The organism is Streptomyces sp. NPDC047022, from assembly GCF_040644155.1.
Lineage (GTDB): Bacteria > Actinomycetota > Actinomycetes > Streptomycetales > Streptomycetaceae > Streptomyces.
In genome coordinates this window covers 427423-443789 of record NZ_JBEYVV010000001.1, presented here as the reverse complement: position 1 = coordinate 443789, position 16367 = coordinate 427423, and the positions used below count along the sequence as shown (strand labels likewise).

General features: G+C 70.0%; 12 protein-coding genes. 7 read left to right on the top strand and 5 right to left on the bottom strand.

The window, feature by feature from the left end:
* Positions 1-74: 74 nt before the first annotated feature.
* On the top strand, positions 75-536 hold the full coding sequence (locus tag ABZ845_RS01970) for a GNAT family N-acetyltransferase (RefSeq protein ID WP_360971883.1): 462 nt from the start codon (positions 75-77) through the stop codon (positions 534-536).
* On the opposite strand, the gene ABZ845_RS01965 is transcribed toward ABZ845_RS01970, so the two are convergent.
* The 3 genes from ABZ845_RS01965 to ABZ845_RS01955 are packed head-to-tail and all read right to left on the bottom strand — an operon-like array spanning position 524 to position 3700.
* On the bottom strand, positions 524-1543 hold the full coding sequence (locus tag ABZ845_RS01965) for a TolB-like translocation protein (RefSeq protein WP_360971881.1): 1020 nt from the start codon (positions 1541-1543) through the stop codon (positions 524-526). The two genes, ABZ845_RS01970 and ABZ845_RS01965, sit on opposite strands and share 13 nt — an antisense overlap.
* Positions 1540-2808, bottom strand: coding sequence for an MFS transporter (locus tag ABZ845_RS01960; protein WP_360971879.1), 1269 nt, complete (start codon positions 2806-2808; stop codon positions 1540-1542). The genes ABZ845_RS01965 and ABZ845_RS01960 overlap by 4 nt, the downstream gene beginning before the upstream one ends.
* Position 2809: 1 nt before the next feature.
* Positions 2810-3700: an alkaline phosphatase family protein gene (locus ABZ845_RS01955; RefSeq protein WP_360971877.1), complete on the bottom strand. Its 891-nt coding sequence runs from the start codon at positions 3698-3700 to the stop codon at positions 2810-2812.
* 270 nt (positions 3701-3970) lie between these two features.
* Here ABZ845_RS01955 and ABZ845_RS01950 point away from each other — a divergent pair, with 270 nt between their 5' ends.
* Entirely contained in the window at positions 3971-6976 is a 3006-nt protein-coding gene (locus ABZ845_RS01950) for a bifunctional [glutamine synthetase] adenylyltransferase/[glutamine synthetase]-adenylyl-L-tyrosine phosphorylase (RefSeq protein ID WP_360971875.1), read from the top strand.
* Here ABZ845_RS01950 and ABZ845_RS01945 read toward each other — a convergent pair.
* Positions 6964-7821 carry a phosphatase PAP2 family protein gene (locus ABZ845_RS01945; RefSeq protein ID WP_360971873.1) on the bottom strand — a complete coding sequence of 286 codons (858 nt, stop codon included), beginning with the start codon at positions 7819-7821 and terminating at the stop codon, positions 6964-6966. The genes ABZ845_RS01950 and ABZ845_RS01945 overlap by 13 nt on opposite strands.
* 366 nt (positions 7822-8187) lie before the next feature.
* Positions 8188-9204, bottom strand: a complete 1017-nt coding sequence (locus ABZ845_RS01940) for a LacI family DNA-binding transcriptional regulator (protein ID WP_360971871.1) — start codon at positions 9202-9204, stop codon at positions 8188-8190.
* A gap of 349 nt (positions 9205-9553) precedes the next feature.
* Between ABZ845_RS01940 and ABZ845_RS01935 the strand changes: the two genes are divergently transcribed.
* The 5 genes from ABZ845_RS01935 (at position 9554) to ABZ845_RS01915 (ending at position 16314) form a co-directional block, all read left to right on the top strand.
* Positions 9554-10828 carry an extracellular solute-binding protein gene (locus ABZ845_RS01935; RefSeq protein ID WP_360971869.1) on the top strand — a complete coding sequence of 425 codons (1275 nt, stop codon included), beginning with the start codon at positions 9554-9556 and terminating at the stop codon, positions 10826-10828.
* A 132-nt stretch (positions 10829-10960) separates the two neighbouring features.
* On the top strand, positions 10961-11965 hold the full coding sequence (locus ABZ845_RS01930; protein ID WP_360971867.1) for a sugar ABC transporter permease: 1005 nt from the start codon (positions 10961-10963) through the stop codon (positions 11963-11965).
* A 13-nt stretch (positions 11966-11978) separates the two neighbouring features.
* Positions 11979-12893: a carbohydrate ABC transporter permease gene (locus ABZ845_RS01925; protein WP_360971865.1), complete on the top strand. Its 915-nt coding sequence runs from the start codon at positions 11979-11981 to the stop codon at positions 12891-12893.
* Positions 12894-13121: 228 nt separating this feature from the next.
* Complete coding sequence (locus ABZ845_RS01920) at positions 13122-14795, top strand: glycoside hydrolase family 13 protein (protein ID WP_360971863.1); 1674 nt, start codon at positions 13122-13124, stop codon at positions 14793-14795.
* Between the two features lie 133 nt (positions 14796-14928).
* The gene (locus tag ABZ845_RS01915) at positions 14929-16314 is read left to right on the top strand and encodes an alpha-amylase family protein (protein WP_360971861.1); all 1386 of its coding nucleotides are present in this window, start codon (positions 14929-14931) and stop codon (positions 16312-16314) included.
* Positions 16315-16367 lie beyond the last annotated feature (53 nt).

The following is a 16367-nucleotide window of genomic DNA, read 5'->3' as shown; positions in this document are numbered from 1 at the left end:
GGCGGAGCCGGAGCCTGATCGGTCGCGCGTGCCGGGAACCGGATGGTACCTGACGGTATGTCAGACTCGATGTCATGGCGCATGAGGACACCGGTGGGACGTTGAGCGTCGGGCACGAGGACAAGGAGCTCAACCGGCGGCTGTCCAAAGGGCTGGACGAGTTCAACCTCCAGGCGACCGGCACCACCGACGCCGATCAGGGCGAACTGTCGGTGAAGGCCGTCGACGACGCGGGGGCGCTCATCGGGGGCCTGTCCGCCTCGACATGGGGCGGGCTGCTCGATATCGAGATGCTCTGGGTCCGTGAGGACAGCCGCGGGAACGGCTGGGGGAGCAGGCTCCTGCTGGCCGCGGAGGAGGAGGCCCGGCGGCGTGGCTGCGACCGTGCGTGTCTGTCGTCGTTCACCTTCCAGGCCCCGGCGTTCTACCGGCGTCACGGCTACGTCGAGACCGGCAGGACCCCGGGGGTCCCCGGAGGCGCGGAGGACGTCCACATGTACAAGAGCCTTGCAGAGCCGGGGGCTCAGCCGAGGTAGGCGGGGGACACCGCCGCCGTGGTGAGCCGGTGCGGTGTGCCCGTGCCGTCCGCCGGGACCTCGTACAGGTCGGCCCCGTAGTCGCCCGGCAGGGCGTAGACCAGGGTGCCGGCGTCGCGCCACACCGCCTGGTCGTCCACGCTGCGGGGCTCGGCGACCGGCGTCTCGCGGCCCGTGCGCAGGTTCAGGACGTACAGACGCCAGGGGGCGTCCTTGGGCAGGCCCGGGACGCGCTTCTTGAACGCGATCCGGGTGCCGTCGGGGGACAGTGACGGGCACTCGACGTCGGTGCGGAGCGTGGTGACCGTACGGGTGCGCAGATCGCCGCGGACCAGGTACGTCGTGCCGTGCGTCGCGAGCGTCGCGTAGAACGTGCGGTCGTCCGCCGCGAAGGTCACGCCCCAGAAGTTCGTGTCGGCCGCCCGGTACGTCCTGCCGTCCTTGACGACACGGTACGACTCGAGGGTCGAAGTCAGTTCGCCCGTACGGACGTTCACGATCGCGGTGCGGGTCGAGAAGTTCGTTCCCGCGTACGAGTCCCCGCCGACGAACGCCGTCCACGCCGCGTAGTGGCCGCTGGGGGCGACCCTGGCGCGTGAGGGGATGCCCGGGACGTCATAGCGGGCCCGCTCGTGCAAAGAGACGTCGAGGATCACCGCGCGGTAGGTGTCCGAGACCGGGCCGTGCACGGCCTGGAGGCACACTCCGGTGCCCGAAGCGGCGTAGAAGCGCAGGCACTTGACGGGTGCGGCGGTTCGCGGTCCCGCGGGGTCCGTGGCCGGGACCGAGACCAGCTCGTCGCGGTGCGGGCCCCATGCCATGTTTCTGAACACCATGCGGCCGGGGCTCTTCAGCGCCACGCCGCCGGACACGATCCGCGGGCCGCCCGCCTGGGGCCGGTCCCTGCGCTCGGCGCGCGCCGACGCGTGCAGCACCGACGCCGTGGCGACCCCGGCGAGCACCAGCAGGGCCGAGAGCAGGACCAGGACGCGGACGCGGAACGTCATACCGAGCCTTTCGGACGGAGCAGCAGTGAGAACGCAGCGCAGAGCGCGAGCGCGGCCGTCGACGCCGTCAGCGCCGTACGGTCGCCCCACACGGTCCAGGCGGCTCCGAACCCCAGCGAGCAGGCGAACCGGGCCAGCGCCTGCCCCGTCTGCACCAGGGCGAGACCGGACGAACGCAGCTCCTGCGGCACGCTGTCCGACGCCGCCGCCATCAACACGCCGTCGGTCGCCGCGTAGAAGCAGCCGTGCAGGGCGAGCACGGCGTACGGCAGCGCCGCCGAGTGCCAGGAGGTGAGCAGCAGGCCGTACGCCAGCAGCAGGGCGGCATGGCCGGCCAGGAAGATCCGCCAGCGGCCCACTCGGTCCGCCAGCCGGCCCAGCGGCACGGCCAGCAGCAGGAACCCGCACGCCGTGCCCAGCGGCATCAGCGCGAACCAGCGGTCGGGGACGCCGAGGCGTCGCTGCAGCAGCAGATAGACGAACGAGTCGCTGACCGTCGCCAGGCCGAGCAGCAGCGCGCAGAGCGTGATACGGAGCAGATCGCGGCGGCCCAGCAGGGCGAGCGCGGCGCGCAGGGTCGGGCGGGAGTCCGCACCGGGCGTTCCGGCAGCGGGCGGGCCGCCCGGCACGAACAGCACCAGGACCAGCACCCCCGCCACGGCCACGCAGAAGCTCACCGTGAACACCGCGTCGTACCCGTCCACGGTCGTCCGCAGGATCCAGAACGCCACGAGCGGGCCGAGCAGCGCGCCCGTCGTGTCCATCGCGCGGTGCACCCCGAAGGCACGTCCGCGGCTTTCCGGCGTGCTGGACAGGGAGATGAGAGCGTCCCTGGGCGCGGTGCGCAGGCCCTTGCCGGTGCGGTCGGCGGCCAGGACCAGGCCGATGGGGGTCAGGGAATGCGCGAGCAGCAGCAGCGGCTTGCACAGCGCCGAGACGCCGTAGCCGATTCCGGCCACCCACTTGTGGCGCCCTCCGCCCCGGTCGGCCAGATGGCCCCCGGCCAGGCGTACGAGCGCCGAGAAGCCGTTGTAGATCCCGTCCAGCAGCCCGAAGCCCAGGGGCGAGAGACCGAGTCCCGCCACCAGGTACAGCGGGAGCACCGCCGTGACCATCTCGGAGGAGACATCGGTGACCAGGCTGACCGTGCCGAGTGCGAGCACGGTCGGCGCGACCGCGGTCAGGCGCCGCCCGGCACGGGGCCGGACGGCGCCGTCCGCGGACGTGGGCGCCGGGGAACCGGCGCGGCTGTCCGCGACGTACATGTCAGGACGCCCAGATGCCGGTGATGTCCTTCGCGGAGGCCGCGTTGCCCGCGTGCGACGTCAGGCCCTGCGTGTCCTCCAGGGTGCGCAGCAGGTCGTAGTGGTTGTAGGTGGTGGCGCTGCTCGAACCCGCCGTCACCGGCTGGCCGTAGAGCACCGTCGGGATGCGGTTGCCGCTGAGCCGGTTGTCCTCGTCGAAGGTGAGGACCAGCAGGCTGTTGTGGGTCTTGGCCCAGGTGGCGTACGCGCCGAGCTTGTTCTTCAGCCAGGTGTCACCCGTCGACACCGAGCAGTCGTGCATGTCGCTGCACAGGTTGGGGACCACGAAGGACATCTGCGGCAGCGTCGAGTAGTCGGTCGGGAACTGCGTGAACGTCTTGGCGCTCGACGTCGGCACATTGCTGAAGCCGAACCAGGGGTTGTGCTTGCGCGCGTAGTTGCCGCTGCTGCACGTGGTCGAGCCCTGGCTGGGCAGCGTCTCGTTGTAGCTCGCCCAGCTCCGGCCCGCCGCGATCAGCTCGGAGGCCAGGTTCGGGGCGGAGGAGAAGCCGGGGGTGTAGCAGCTGTCGTCCGTGATGCCCTGGGTGGAGCCGGAGAACAGCGCGAAGTAGTTGGGCTGGCTGGGGTGGGTCTCGGCGTACGACTGGGTGAGGCTGGCGCCGCCGGACTTGAGCGAGTTGATGTACGGGGCGCTGGAGGAGCCGATCACCTGGCTGTACGCGTGGTTCTCGAAGACCACGACGACCACGTGGTCCGGGGACGGGACGGCGCTCGCGGCGTGCGCGGACGACTCGGCGCCGAGCCCGGTCCACAGCCCGACCGCCGTGGCGGCGAGGGCCACGGCGGCGGCCACGGTGACACGGGTGCGGCGGACAAGGGAACTGCCGGACACTTCGACCTCCGGTGGGGGAAAGGAAGGTGCGGGTGACGGTGCGGTGCTGTGTGAGCGGTGCGGTGCGGATATAGCATGCACACGCCAAAGCTGCCAGAGTTCACGCAGCCCGGCCCGGCGGATGAAGAGCGGGTGAATTGCTGCGCCGCACGGCCTGTTCCCGGCGTACGGCGCGCACGCGACGCGCACCGCGCGGGCGCTCGGGGCGGGGAGTGAGGTTAGGCTCGAAGCCTGGACCAGCACCTTGATCAATGGTCGGGAGGCCGAGGGATGACCGTGCCCCAAGGGCGCAGGAGCAGTACGTTCACGCGACTGCTGCGGCACGGCTTCACCGATCCTTCCGCCGCCGACCGGCTGCTGGAGGGACCTGAACTGGCCCCGATAAGGACCGATCCCGTCCTTCTGGAAGCCCTGGGCCAGGCCGCCGACCCCGATCTGGCGCTGCGCGGACTCGTACGGCTGCTGGAGGCGCAGCCCGCTCCCACCGCCCGGCGTGAACTGCTCGACACGCTGATCGCCGCGAAACCGCTGCGCGACCGGCTGCTCGGCGTCCTCGGGGCCTCCGCCGCGCTCGCCGACCACCTCGCCCGCCACCCCGGTGACTGGCATGAACTGGTTACCTATGAGCCGCAGGACCTCCACCCCGGAGTGACGGAGTTCGAACGGCAGCTCGCGCGGGCCAAGGACCCCGTGTCCCTGCGCGTCGCCTACCGCCGCTGCCTGCTGTCGATCGCCGCCCGCGATGTGTGCGGCACCACCGATGTCGCCCAGACCGCCGCCGAACTGGCCGATCTCGCCACCGCCACCCTGCGCTCCGCCCTCGCCATCGCCGCCTCCGCGGCCCCCGAGGATGCCGTGAGCTGCCGCCTCGCGGTGATCGCGATGGGCAAGTGCGGCGGCCACGAGCTGAACTACGTGTCCGACGTGGACGTCATCTTCGTCGGCGAGGCCGCGGGCGGCGCCGACGAGCGCAAGGCGCTGCAGGCCGCGACCCGGCTCGCCTCGCACATGATGCGGATCTGCTCCGAGACGACCGTCGAGGGCAGTATCTGGCCCGTCGACGCCAACCTGCGGCCCGAGGGCAGGAACGGCCCGCTCGTGCGCACCCTCAGCAGCCATCTCGCGTACTACCAGCGCTGGGCCAAGACCTGGGAGTTCCAGGCGCTGCTCAAGGCGCGGCCCGTGGCCGGGGACATGGACCTGGGCGAGGAGTACACCGCAGCCCTCGCCCCGCTCGTCTGGCAGGCCGCCGAGCGCGAGAACTTCGTCGCCGATGTGCAGAAGATGCGCCGCCGGGTCATCGCCAACATCCCCGTCGGCGAGGTCGAGCGGGAACTCAAGCTCGGGCCCGGGGGCCTAAGGGACGTCGAATTCGCCGTGCAGCTCCTGCAGTTGGTGCACGGCCGCTCCGACACCTCGCTGCGCAGCGGCACCACGCTCGACGCGCTCAAAGCGCTCGCGAACGGCGGCTACGTGGGCCGCGCCGACGCCGTGCAGCTCGACGAGGCCTATCGCTTCCTGCGCTCCATGGAGCACCGCATCCAGCTCTACCGGCTGCGCCGCACCCATCTCGTCCCCGAGGACGAGGCGGACCTGCGGCGCCTCGGCCGCTCACTGGGCCTGCGCACCGATCCCGTCACCTCGCTGCGGCGCGAATGGAAACAGCACACCGGGGTCGTACGGCGTCTGCACGAGAAGCTCTTCTACCGGCCGCTGCTCGACGCCGTCGCCCAACTCGCCCCAGGCGAGGCCCGGCTGAGTACCGACGCCGCCCGGGAACGGCTCGTCGCCCTCGGCTACGCGGACCCGGCGGCGGCCCTGCGCCATCTGGAGGCGCTGGCCTCAGGCGTGACCCGCAAGGCCGCCATCCAGCGCACCCTGCTGCCCGTACTGCTCGGCTGGTTCGCCGACTCCGCCGACCCGGACGCCGGTCTGCTGAACTTCCGCAAGGTCTCGGACGCGCTCGGCAAGACGCCCTGGTACCTCAGGCTGCTGCGCGACGAGGGTGCCGCCGCCGAGAATCTCGCCCGCGTCCTGTCCGCCGGACGCCTCGCCCCCGACCTGCTGATGCGGGCCCCCGAAGCGGTGGCCCTGCTCGGCGACGGGGACGGCGGCACGGGCGGGCTCGAACCCCGCCCCCGCGCCCACCTCGAACAGGAGATCCTCGCCGCGGTCGGCCGCGCGGACAGCGCCGAGCAGGCGGTCACGGTGGCGCGCGGAGTGCGGCGGCGCGAGCTGTTCCGTACGGCCGCCGCGGACATCGTCGGCTCCTACGGCACCGAGGACACGGCCGCCCCTGCGGACCAGGGCGACCTCATCGACATGGTCGGCGGTGCCGTCTCGGACCTGACGGCGGCGACCCTGGCGGGCACACTGCGCGCCGTCGTACGCGCCGGCTGGGGCGACACCCTGCCCACCCGGTTCGCCGTCATCGGCATGGGCCGCTTCGGCGGACACGAACTCGGTTACGGCTCCGACGCCGACGTGCTGTTCGTGCACGAGCCGCGGGAGGGCGTCGACGAACGGGAGGCGTCCGAGGCCGCGAACCGGGTGGTCTCGGAGATGCGCCGACTGCTCCAGATCCCGAGCACCGACCCGCCGCTGCTGATCGACGCCGATCTGCGGCCCGAGGGCAAGTCGGGGCCGCTCGTACGCACCCTCACCTCTTACCGGGCCTACTACCAGCGCTGGTCCCTCGTCTGGGAGTCGCACGCGCTGCTGCGGGCCGAGCCGGTCGCCGGGGACGAGGACCTCGGACGCCGCTTCATCGAGCTGATCGACCCGCTGCGCTACCCGGCGGAGGGCCTCGGCGACGACGCCGTACGCGAGATCCGGCGCCTGAAGGCCCGTATGGAGTCCGAACGGCTGCCGAGGGGCGCCGACAAGACCCTCCACACCAAGCTGGGCCGCGGCGGGCTCTCGGACGTGGAATGGACGGTGCAGCTTCTCCAGCTCCGCCACGGCTGGGTGGAACCGGGGCTGCGCACCACCCGCACCCGCGCCGCCCTGGCCGCCGCGTGCGCCGCGGGCCTGATTCCGGGGGAGGAGGCGGCCATCCTGGACGAGGCCTGGGTGCTCGCCTCACGGGTGCGCAACGCGGTGATGCTGGTACGGGGGCGGGCGGGCGACACCTTCCCGTCCGAGGCCCGGGAGCTGGCCGCGGTGGGCCGCTACCTGGGGTACGGGCCGGGTCACGTCGGAGACATGCTCGACGAGTACCGGCGCACGACCCGCCGGGCCAGGGCGGTCGTGGAGGAACTCTTCTACGGAGCGTAACCGTCGGCGGCGAGCGGTGCGGGTTCCCGCGCCCAGGCTCGCGGCAGGGTGTACGGCAGGGCGCCGTACCAGAGCGTGGCCACCGCGAAGCCGAAGGCCAGGCAGAGGGCCCCGCCCGCCGCGTCCAGCCAGAAGTGGTTGGCCGTGGCAACGATCACGACGAGGGTCGCGACCGGGTACACCAGCCCCAGCACCCGCGCCCACGGCAGCGACGACAGCGTGAAGATGGTCAGACCGCACCACAGCGACCAGCCGATGTGCATCGACGGCATCGCCGCGTACTGGTTCGACATGTGCTTCAGGTCGCCCGACGCCATCGACCCCCAGGTGTGGTGCACCACCACGGTGTCCACGAAGTGCCCGCCGGTCATCAGGCGTGGCGGCGCCAGCGGGAAGAAGTAGTACCCGAGCAACGCCGCGCCCGTGGTGGCGAACAGGGCGAGCCGCGTGGCCGCGTACCGGCCCGGATGACTGCGGTACAGCCACACCAGCACACCCAGCGTCACCACGAAGTGCAATGTCGCGTAGTAGTAGTTCATTCCCACGATCAGCCATGCCACCGAGTTCGCGGCGTCGTTGACCGAACCCTCGATGGCGATCCCGAGATGGTGCTCCAGGCGCCAGAGCCAGTCGGCGTCGGCGAGCGCCATGGCCTTCTGCTCCGGTACGGCGTTGCGGATGAGCGAGTAGATCCAGTAACTCACCGCGATGAGGAGGATTTCGAACCACAGCCGGGGACGCCGAGGGGTGCGGATCCGCTGCAGCAGGCCCTGCCTCGCGCGGTCCTCGGTCTCGTCCGCGACGGCCTGGCGGCCGGCCAGTACGGTCACGGTGTCGTCACCCATAGGCACAGAGTCTGCCAGATATGTGTTCCCCCACAGATCATCTCTTGTCGGCCCAGGGTCCGCATGTTCTTCACCGGGGTGCGCCCCTGAAAGGGCGTGTTGTCACCTGCGGGCACGTTGTGGCTGGTCGCGCAGTTCCCCGCGCCCCCCGAAGTGCCCGCTCCGCCCGCCACACCCTCCAGGCGCAAACCCACGCAAGCACCCCCGGAGCGCGGGGAACCGCGCAAAAACCACCCACCCCGCCGCAGGTTCAAGGGCGCGGGGAACTGCGCAAAGACCATCCACTCCGCCGCAGGTGACGACGCATGTGCAGCCCTCGATCAGGGGCGCGGGGAACTGCGCAAAACCCGCCACGCCGCCGCAGGCTCAGCGCGCTGACGCCGTAGACCCCCGCACCACCAACTCCGGCATGAACACAAACTCACTGTGCGGCGCCGGCGTCCCCCCGATCTCCTCCAGCAACGTCCGCACCGCGGCCTGCCCCATGGCGGGAACCGGCTTCCGGATCGTCGTCAGCGGCGGATCCGTGAACGCGATCAGCGGGGAGTCGTCGAACCCCACCACGGAGACATCCGTGGGAACCTCCAGCCCCCGCTGCCGCGCCGCGCGTATCGCCCCGAGCGCCATCATGTCGCTCGCGCACACCACCGCCGTGCAGTCCCGGTCCATGAGCGCGGACGCCGCCGCCTGGCCGCCCTCCAGCGTGTACAGCGAGTGCTGGATCAGCCGTGACTCTATGTCGTCGGAGGTCAGCCCGAGCTGCTCCTGCATCGTGCGTACGAAGCCCTCGATCTTCCGCTGCACCGGCACGAAGCGCCGGGGCCCGAGGGCCAGCCCGATCCGGGTGTGGCCGAGCGACACCAGGTGCGTGACCGCCAGGGACATCGCGGCGCGGTCGTCGGGGGAGATGAACGGCGCCTGCACCTTGGGCGAGAAGCCGTCGACCAGCACGAACGGCACGCCCTGGGCGCGCAGCCGCTCATAGCGCTGCATGTCGGCGGTGGTGTCGGCGTGCAGCCCGGAGACATAGATGATGCCCGCGACCCCGCGGTCCACCAGCATCTCCGTCAGCTCGTCCTCGGTGGAACCGCCCGGCGTCTGGGTCGCCAGCACCGGCGTGTACCCCTGGCGAGTCAGCGCCTGGCCGATGACCTGCGCAAGCGCGGGGAATATCGGGTTCTCCAGCTCCGGGGTGATCAGCCCCACCAGGCCCTCGCTGCGCTGCCGCAGCCGGACCGGACGCTCGTATCCGAGGACGTCGAGGGCGGCCAGCACGGACTGGCGGGTGGTCGAGGCTACGCCGGGCTTCCCGTTGAGGACACGGCTGACGGTCGCCTCGCTGACGCCCGCCTGAGCTGCGATGTCGGCAAGGCGTGTGGTCACAGGACTGGACTGTACCGGCCGAGTCCCCGCTTGCCCACCAAACGGACGCCTGGCCCGGGCCGAGGAACGGCCCGCTGCCGGTTGCTGCGTCATCGCGCTCCTTCGTGGTTCGCTCGTGGTTCGTTCGGCAAGAGATTGCAGAGTCTTGCACAAGTGTCCACGAACCCGCCTAGTGGGCGAGGAACAGGCACAAAGACAAGACACACGGCCCTCACGGCGAGGTCACGGTCATGTAACCGTAGCTCGATCTTTCATTTTTTTGCAGCAAGGCCTTTCGGTCCCGCTTACATCGCTGTTACGTTCACGTCGCCCGGCGGCGTCCCCGGGCTTTCACCCTCAAGGAGAACTCATGCGGCGTGGCATAGCGGTCACCGCACTGGTGGCGTCCGTCGCCCTCACGGCGACGGCCTGCGGCGGAAGCGACAGCGGCAGCGGGAAGTCGGACGGGCCGGTCACCATCACCTGGTGGGACACCTCGAACGCCACGAACGAGGCGCCGACGTACAAGGCGCTGGTCGCGGACTTCGAGAAGGCCAACCCGAAGATCAAGGTCAAGTACGTCGACGTGCCCTTCGACCAGGCGCAGAACAAGTTCGACACCGCCGCCGGTTCCGAGGGCGCTCCCGACGTGCTGCGCTCCGAGGTCGGCTGGACGCCCGCCTTCGCCAAGAAGGGCTACTTCCTGCCGCTGGACGGCACCGAGGCCCTCGCCGACCAGAGCAAGTTCCAGCCCAGCCTGATCAAGCAGGCCCAGTTCGACGGCAAGACCTACGGCGTGCCGCTGGTCACCGACACCCTCGCCCTGGTCTACAACAAGGCCCTGTTCAAGAAGGCCGGGATCACCGAGGCGCCCAAGACCTGGGACGAGCTGAAGTCCGACGCCGCGAAGATCAAGGACAAGGCCGGCGTCGACGGCTACTGGGGCTCCACGCAGGCGTACTACGCCCAGAGCTTCCTCTACGGCGAGGGCACCGACACCGTCGACGCCACCGCCAAGAAGATCACCATCGCCTCGCCCGCCGCGAAGAAGGCGTACGGCACCTGGCTGAGCCTGTTCTCCGGCAAGGGCCTGCACCAGGCGGACACCACCGCCGACGCCTACGCCCACATCCAGGACGCGTTCGTGAACGGCAAGGTCGCCGCGATCATCCAGGGCCCCTGGGAGATCACGAACTTCTACAAGGGCTCGGCCTTCGGCGACAAGTCCAACCTCGGTATCGCCACCGTCCCGGCCGGTTCCAGCGGCAAGGCGGGCGCGCCCACCGGCGGTCACAACCTCGCCGTGTACGCGGGCTCCGACAAGGCGCACCAGGCGGCGGCGCTGAAGTTCGTCAACTTCATGACCTCGGCGAAGTCCCAGGAGACCATCGCCCAGAAGAACTCCACGCTGCCCACCCGTGACGACGCCTACACCGCCCAGGTCAAGTCCGACCCCGGCATCGCCGGCTACCAGGGCGTCCTCGCCGCCGCCCAGCCGCGCCCGGCGCTGCCCGAGTACAGCTCGCTGTGGGGCCCGCTCGACACCGAGCTGCCCAAGATGGCGGGCGGCAAGGAGTCCCTGGACAAGGGCCTGGACAACGCGGAGCTCGCGATCGCCAAGCTCGTCCCGGACTTCAGCAAGTAGGACCGCGTGGCCGTCGGATCCTCCTGGACAACGGGGGGAGGACCCGGCGGCCACCGGCCCGCGCCCGCCCAGGCCCGTCCCTGATCCGGGGCCCCCGAGGGCCCCGGACCAACCCCCGAAGGTTGTCGAACCATGACAGTCGCCATCGACCGCGCGACCGGTGAGCGCCGCGGTGACCGCGCGCCGCGTCCCGGCCTGGGCCGGCGCCTGAAGCACGGCTACGAGAAGCACTGGTACGCGTACGTGATGATCGCGCCCGTGGCCGTCGTGCTCGGCGCGCTCGTGCTCTACCCCCTGGTGTACGGCCTGTACCTGACCCTCACCGACGCCAACAGTCTCAACACGGCCCGCACGATCGGCGTCAACCACATCGACGCCACCTACAAGTTCATCGGGCTCGACAACTACAAGGACATCCTGTTCGGCCCGACCTCGTACGACCGCTTCTGGTCGCACTTCGTCTGGACGATCGTGTGGACTGTGGTGTGCGTCGCGCTGCACTACGGCATCGGGCTCGGCCTCGCGCTGCTGCTGAACCAGAAGTTCCGCGGCCGGACCCTCTACCGCCTCGTGCTGGTGCTGCCCTGGGCCGTGCCCACCTTCGTCACCGTCTTCGGCTGGCGCTTCATGCTCGCCGACGGCGGCATCATCAACGCCGGCCTGCACGCCCTCCATCTGCCCCAGCCGCAGTGGCTGGAGGACACCTTCTGGCAGCGGTTCGCGGCGATCATGGTCAACACCTGGTGTGGTGTCCCGTTCATGATGCTCTCGCTGCTCAGCGGGCTCCAGTCCATCGACGGCTCGCTCTACGAGGCCGCGGAGATGGACGGCGCTAGCTCCTGGCAGCGCTTCCGCTACGTCACCCTGCCGGGCCTGAGGTCCGTCAGCTCCACGGTCGTACTCCTCGGCATCATCTGGACCTTCAACCAGTTCGCGATCATCTTCCTGCTGTTCGGCAAGACCGCCCCGGACGCCCAGATCCTGGTCACCTGGGCCTACCAACTGGGCTTCGGACAGCAGCCACGTGACTTCGCCCAGTCCGCCGCCTACGGCATCCTGCTGCTGGCCATCCTGATCGTCTTCACCTCCTTCTACCGCCGCTGGCTGAACCGCAACGACCAGCAGCTCGCGATCTGAGGCAGGAGTTTCCATGAGCACGACCACCGCCCAGACCTCCGTCGCGATGCCCGAGCCGGCGTCCGAGGCCACCACCCCGCGACGGCGGGTGCGCCGACGCGGTCAGCGAGGCCCCCTCGCGGCCGTCGCCTCCCACGGCCTCCTGACCGTGGCGAGCCTGATCGCGTTCTTCCCCGTCGCGTGGCTGATCTTCCTGTCACTCGGCCCGGACAAGGACGACTATCTGCACCCCGGGCACATCTGGCACACGATGTCGCTCGCCAACTACTCGTTCGTCCTGGAGCACACGGGCTTCTTCGACTGGCTGAAGACCTCGCTCATCGTCACGCTGGGCACCACGTTCATCGGCGTGCTGCTCGCCGCCACCAGCGGCTACGCGGTCTCCCGCATGCGCTTCCCGGGCTACCGGAAGTTCATGTGGCTGCTGCTGCTCACCCAGATGTTCCCGATCGCCGTCCTGATCGTGCCGATGTACCAGATCCTGTCGGACCTGCGGCTCATCGACACCTACCTCGGCCTCATCCTGGTCTACTGCACGACGGTCGTGCCCTACAGCGCCTGGCTGCTCAAGGGCTACTTCGACACGATCCCGTTCGAGATCGACGAGGCGGGACGCGTCGACGGACTCAGCCCCTTCGGCACGTTCTTCAGGCTGATCCTGCCGCTCGCCAAGCCCGGCCTCGCGGTCGCCGCCTTCTACAACTTCCTCACCGCCTTCGGCGAGGTCGCGTTCGCCTCCACCTTCATGCTGAGCGAGGACAAGTACACCTTCGCCGTCGGCCTGCAGAGCTTCGTCAGCGAACACGACGCGCAGCGCAACCTCATGGCCGCCACCGCGGTGCTGATCGCGATACCCGTCTCGGTGTTCTTCTACATCGTGCAGAAGAACCTGGTGACCGGCCTCACCGCGGGCGGCACGAAGGGCTGACCGCCGCCTTTCACCACCTTCACAAGGGCTCCCGCGCGCCTGTGCGCGCGGGTGGCGGCCGCGGTTCCTTCCAGACCCCGCGGGCACCGCGGCCGCCGCACCATCCAGCCCTGGTGGCGCGACAGGCGACGTTCGCCCCGTCGCCGCCCGGCACACTCCACGACCTCGGCTCCACACCGCCCGGCCCCGCCCGGGCGCGAGGACCCCCCCCACCGCAACAAGGACGCCATGAGCCAGCACTCCGCCGACCCGGCCCCGAACTCCGTCGCCTCAGCCACCGCTGTCGCCAAGCGCGGCGACTGGTGGCGGGACGCGGTGATCTACCAGGTCTATCCCCGCAGCTTCGCCGACAGCGACGGCGACGGCATGGGCGACCTGGAGGGCGTACGTTCCCGACTCCCGTATCTGCGCGACCTGGGCGTGGACGCCGTGTGGCTCAGCCCGTTCTACGCCTCCCCGCAGGCCGACGCCGGATACGACGTGGCCGACTACCGTGCCGTGGACCCCATGTTCGGCGGCCTCCTGGACGCCGACGCGCTCATCCGCGACGCCCACGGCCTGGGACTGAGGGTCATCGTGGACCTCGTCCCGAACCACTCCTCCGACCAGCACGAGTGGTTCAGGCGGGCGCTGGCCGAAGGCCCGGGCTCCCCGCTGCGGGACCGCTACCACTTCCGCCCCGGCAAGGGTGACAGCGGTGAACTGCCCCCCAACGACTGGGAGTCCATCTTCGGCGGCCCGGCGTGGACGCGCGTACCGGATGGCGAGTGGTACCTCCACCTCTTCGCGCCCGAGCAGCCCGACTTCAACTGGAACCACCCCGCCGTCGGCGACGAGTTCCGCTCCATCCTGCGCTTCTGGCTCGACATGGGCGTGGACGGCTTCCGTATCGACGTCGCCCACGGTCTGGTGAAGGCCGAGGGCCTGCCCGACCTCGGCAGCCACGATCAGCTCAAACTGCTGGGCAACGATGTCATGCCGTTCTTCGACCAGGACGGCGTCCACGACATCTACCGGCAGTGGCGCACGATCCTGGACGAGTACTCCGGCGACCGTGTCTTCGTCGCCGAGGCCTGGACCCCGACCGTCGAGCGCACCGCCAACTACGTCCGCCCCGACGAACTGCACCAGGCCTTCAACTTCCAGTACCTGAGCAGCGCTTGGGACGCGGCCGAACTGCACGAGGTCATCGACCGCACCCTGGACTCCATGCGCCCGGTCGGCGCCCCCGCCACCTGGGTCCTGTCCAACCACGACGTCACACGCCACAGCACCCGCTTCGCCAACCCGCCCGGCCTCGGCACCCAGATCCGCACCGCCGGCGACCGCGAACTCGGGCTGCGACGGGCACGTGCCGCCACCCTGCTCATGCTGGCGCTGCCGGGATCGGCGTACATCTACCAGGGCGAGGAGCTCGGCCTCCCGGACGTGGTCGACCTCCCGGACGAGGTGCGACAGGACCCCGCCTACTTCCGGGGCGCGGGCCAGGACGGGTTCCGGGACGGCTGCCGGGTCCCGATCCCGTGGACGCGGGAGGGATCGTCGTACGGCTTCGGCAGCGGCGGCAGTTGGCTGCCGCAGCCGGCGGGCTGGGGCGAACTGAGTGTGCAGGCACAGACCGCGGAGCCCGGCTCGACCCTGGAGCTGTACCGGGCCGCGCTGGCAGCCCGCCGCTCCCACGCCGACCTGGGCGCGGGGGAGGGCGTCGAGTGGCTGAAGGCCCCCGAGGGCGTACTGGCCTTCCGGCGCGGGGAGTTCGTGTGCGTCGCCAACACCTCGGGGGAGTCCGTGACGACCCCGGCGCATGGACGGCTGCTGCTCGCCAGCGGTGAGATCGCCGAGACGGGCAACGAGGCGAAGGTCCCTGCGGACACCACCGTGTGGTGGACGACGGCGGACTGACGACCCGTCCGGAAGTTCTCGCATCACCTTCACGCCGGCCCGCTGCCTTTTCGGCAGCGGGCCTTTAACATCTGCGTCACCGCAAGTTTGCTGAAATATTGCAGCAAGCTCCTTCAACGGCGAAGGACCCCACATGGCACGCAGAACCCTCCCCACGGCGCTGGCCCTCGCCTCCGCTGTCTCCGTCACCACGGTTGGCATGTACCCGACTGTCGCGCAGGCCTCCCCGCCCGGCACCAAGGACGTCACCGCCGTCCTCTTCGAGTGGAAGTACGCCTCGGTCGCCAAGGAGTGCACCACCACGCTCGGCCCCGCCGGGTACGGATACGTCCAGGTCTCCCCGCCCGCCGAGCACATACAGGGCCCCCAGTGGTGGACGTCGTACCAGCCGGTGTCGTACAAGATCGCCGGCCGCCTCGGTGACCGCGCCGCGTTCCAGAACATGGTGAACACCTGCCACGCGGCGGGTGTGAAGGTCGTCGTCGACACGGTGATCAACCACATGTCGGCGGGCAGCGGCACCGGCACCGGCGGATCGCCGTACAGCAAGTACGACTACCCGGGCCTGTACTCGTACCCCGACTTCGACGACTGCACCTCCCAGGTCACCAACTACCAGGACCGCTGGAACGTCCAGCACTGCGAACTCGTCGGACTCGCCGACCTGGACACCGGCGAGGAGTACGTCCGCAGGACCATCGCCGGGTACATGAACGACCTGCTGAGCCTCGGCGTGGACGGATTCCGCATCGACGCGGCCAAGCACATCCCCGCCGAGGACCTGGCGAACATCAAGTCCCGTCTGACCGATCCGGGCGTGTACTGGAAGCAGGAGGTCATCTACGGCGCCGGTGAAGCGGTCCAGCCCACCGAGTACACCGGCAACGGAGACGTGCAGGAGTTCCGCTACGCCTACGACCTCAAGCGCGTCTTCAACAACGAGAAGCTCGCCTACCTGAAGAACTACGGCGAGGGCTGGGGCTATATGAGCAGCTCGGTGGCGGGTGTGTTCGTGGACAACCACGACACCGAGCGGAACGGCAGCACGCTCAACTACAAGGACGGCGCCAACTACACCCTGGCCAACGTGTTCATGCTGGCCTACCCGTACGGCGCTCCGGACATCAACTCCGGCTACGAGTGGTCCGACCCCGACGCGGGGCCGCCCAACGGCGGTACGGTCAACGCCTGCTGGCAGGACGGGTGGAAGTGCCAGCACGCCTGGCCGGAGATCATCCGCATGGTCGCCTTCCGCAACGCGACGCGGGGAGGGGCCGTCTCGAACTGGTGGGACGACGGCAACAACGCGATCGCCTTCGGGCGGGGCGCCAAGGGATACGTGGCCATCAACCATGAGACCTCGCCCCTGACGCGCACCTACCAGACCTCGCTGCCCGCCGGGACGTACTGCAACGTCCAGAACAACACCACGGTGACCGTGAACTCCGGCGGCCAGTTCACCGCAACCCTCGGGCAGAACACCGCACTCGCCATCTACGCGGTCAAGTCCGCCTGCTGAAAAGTCTTTCCGTGACTTTCATGACTCTTGCTGTATGTCTTGCGGCAGCGATA

Coding starts and splice junctions, on each gene's coding strand:
- ABZ845_RS01970 (WP_360971883.1), top strand. CDS start 75: ATGGCGCATGAGGACACCGGTGGGACGTTGAGCGTCGGGCACGAGGAC.
- ABZ845_RS01965 (WP_360971881.1), bottom strand. CDS start 1,543: ATGACGTTCCGCGTCCGCGTCCTGGTCCTGCTCTCGGCCCTGCTGGTG.
- ABZ845_RS01960 (WP_360971879.1), bottom strand. CDS start 2,808: ATGTACGTCGCGGACAGCCGCGCCGGTTCCCCGGCGCCCACGTCCGCG.
- ABZ845_RS01950 (WP_360971875.1), top strand. CDS start 3,971: ATGACCGTGCCCCAAGGGCGCAGGAGCAGTACGTTCACGCGACTGCTG.
- ABZ845_RS01945 (WP_360971873.1), bottom strand. CDS start 7,821: ATGGGTGACGACACCGTGACCGTACTGGCCGGCCGCCAGGCCGTCGCG.
- ABZ845_RS01935 (WP_360971869.1), top strand. CDS start 9,554: ATGCGGCGTGGCATAGCGGTCACCGCACTGGTGGCGTCCGTCGCCCTC.
- ABZ845_RS01930 (WP_360971867.1), top strand. CDS start 10,961: ATGACAGTCGCCATCGACCGCGCGACCGGTGAGCGCCGCGGTGACCGC.
- ABZ845_RS01925 (WP_360971865.1), top strand. CDS start 11,979: ATGAGCACGACCACCGCCCAGACCTCCGTCGCGATGCCCGAGCCGGCG.
- ABZ845_RS01920 (WP_360971863.1), top strand. CDS start 13,122: ATGAGCCAGCACTCCGCCGACCCGGCCCCGAACTCCGTCGCCTCAGCC.
- ABZ845_RS01915 (WP_360971861.1), top strand. CDS start 14,929: ATGGCACGCAGAACCCTCCCCACGGCGCTGGCCCTCGCCTCCGCTGTC.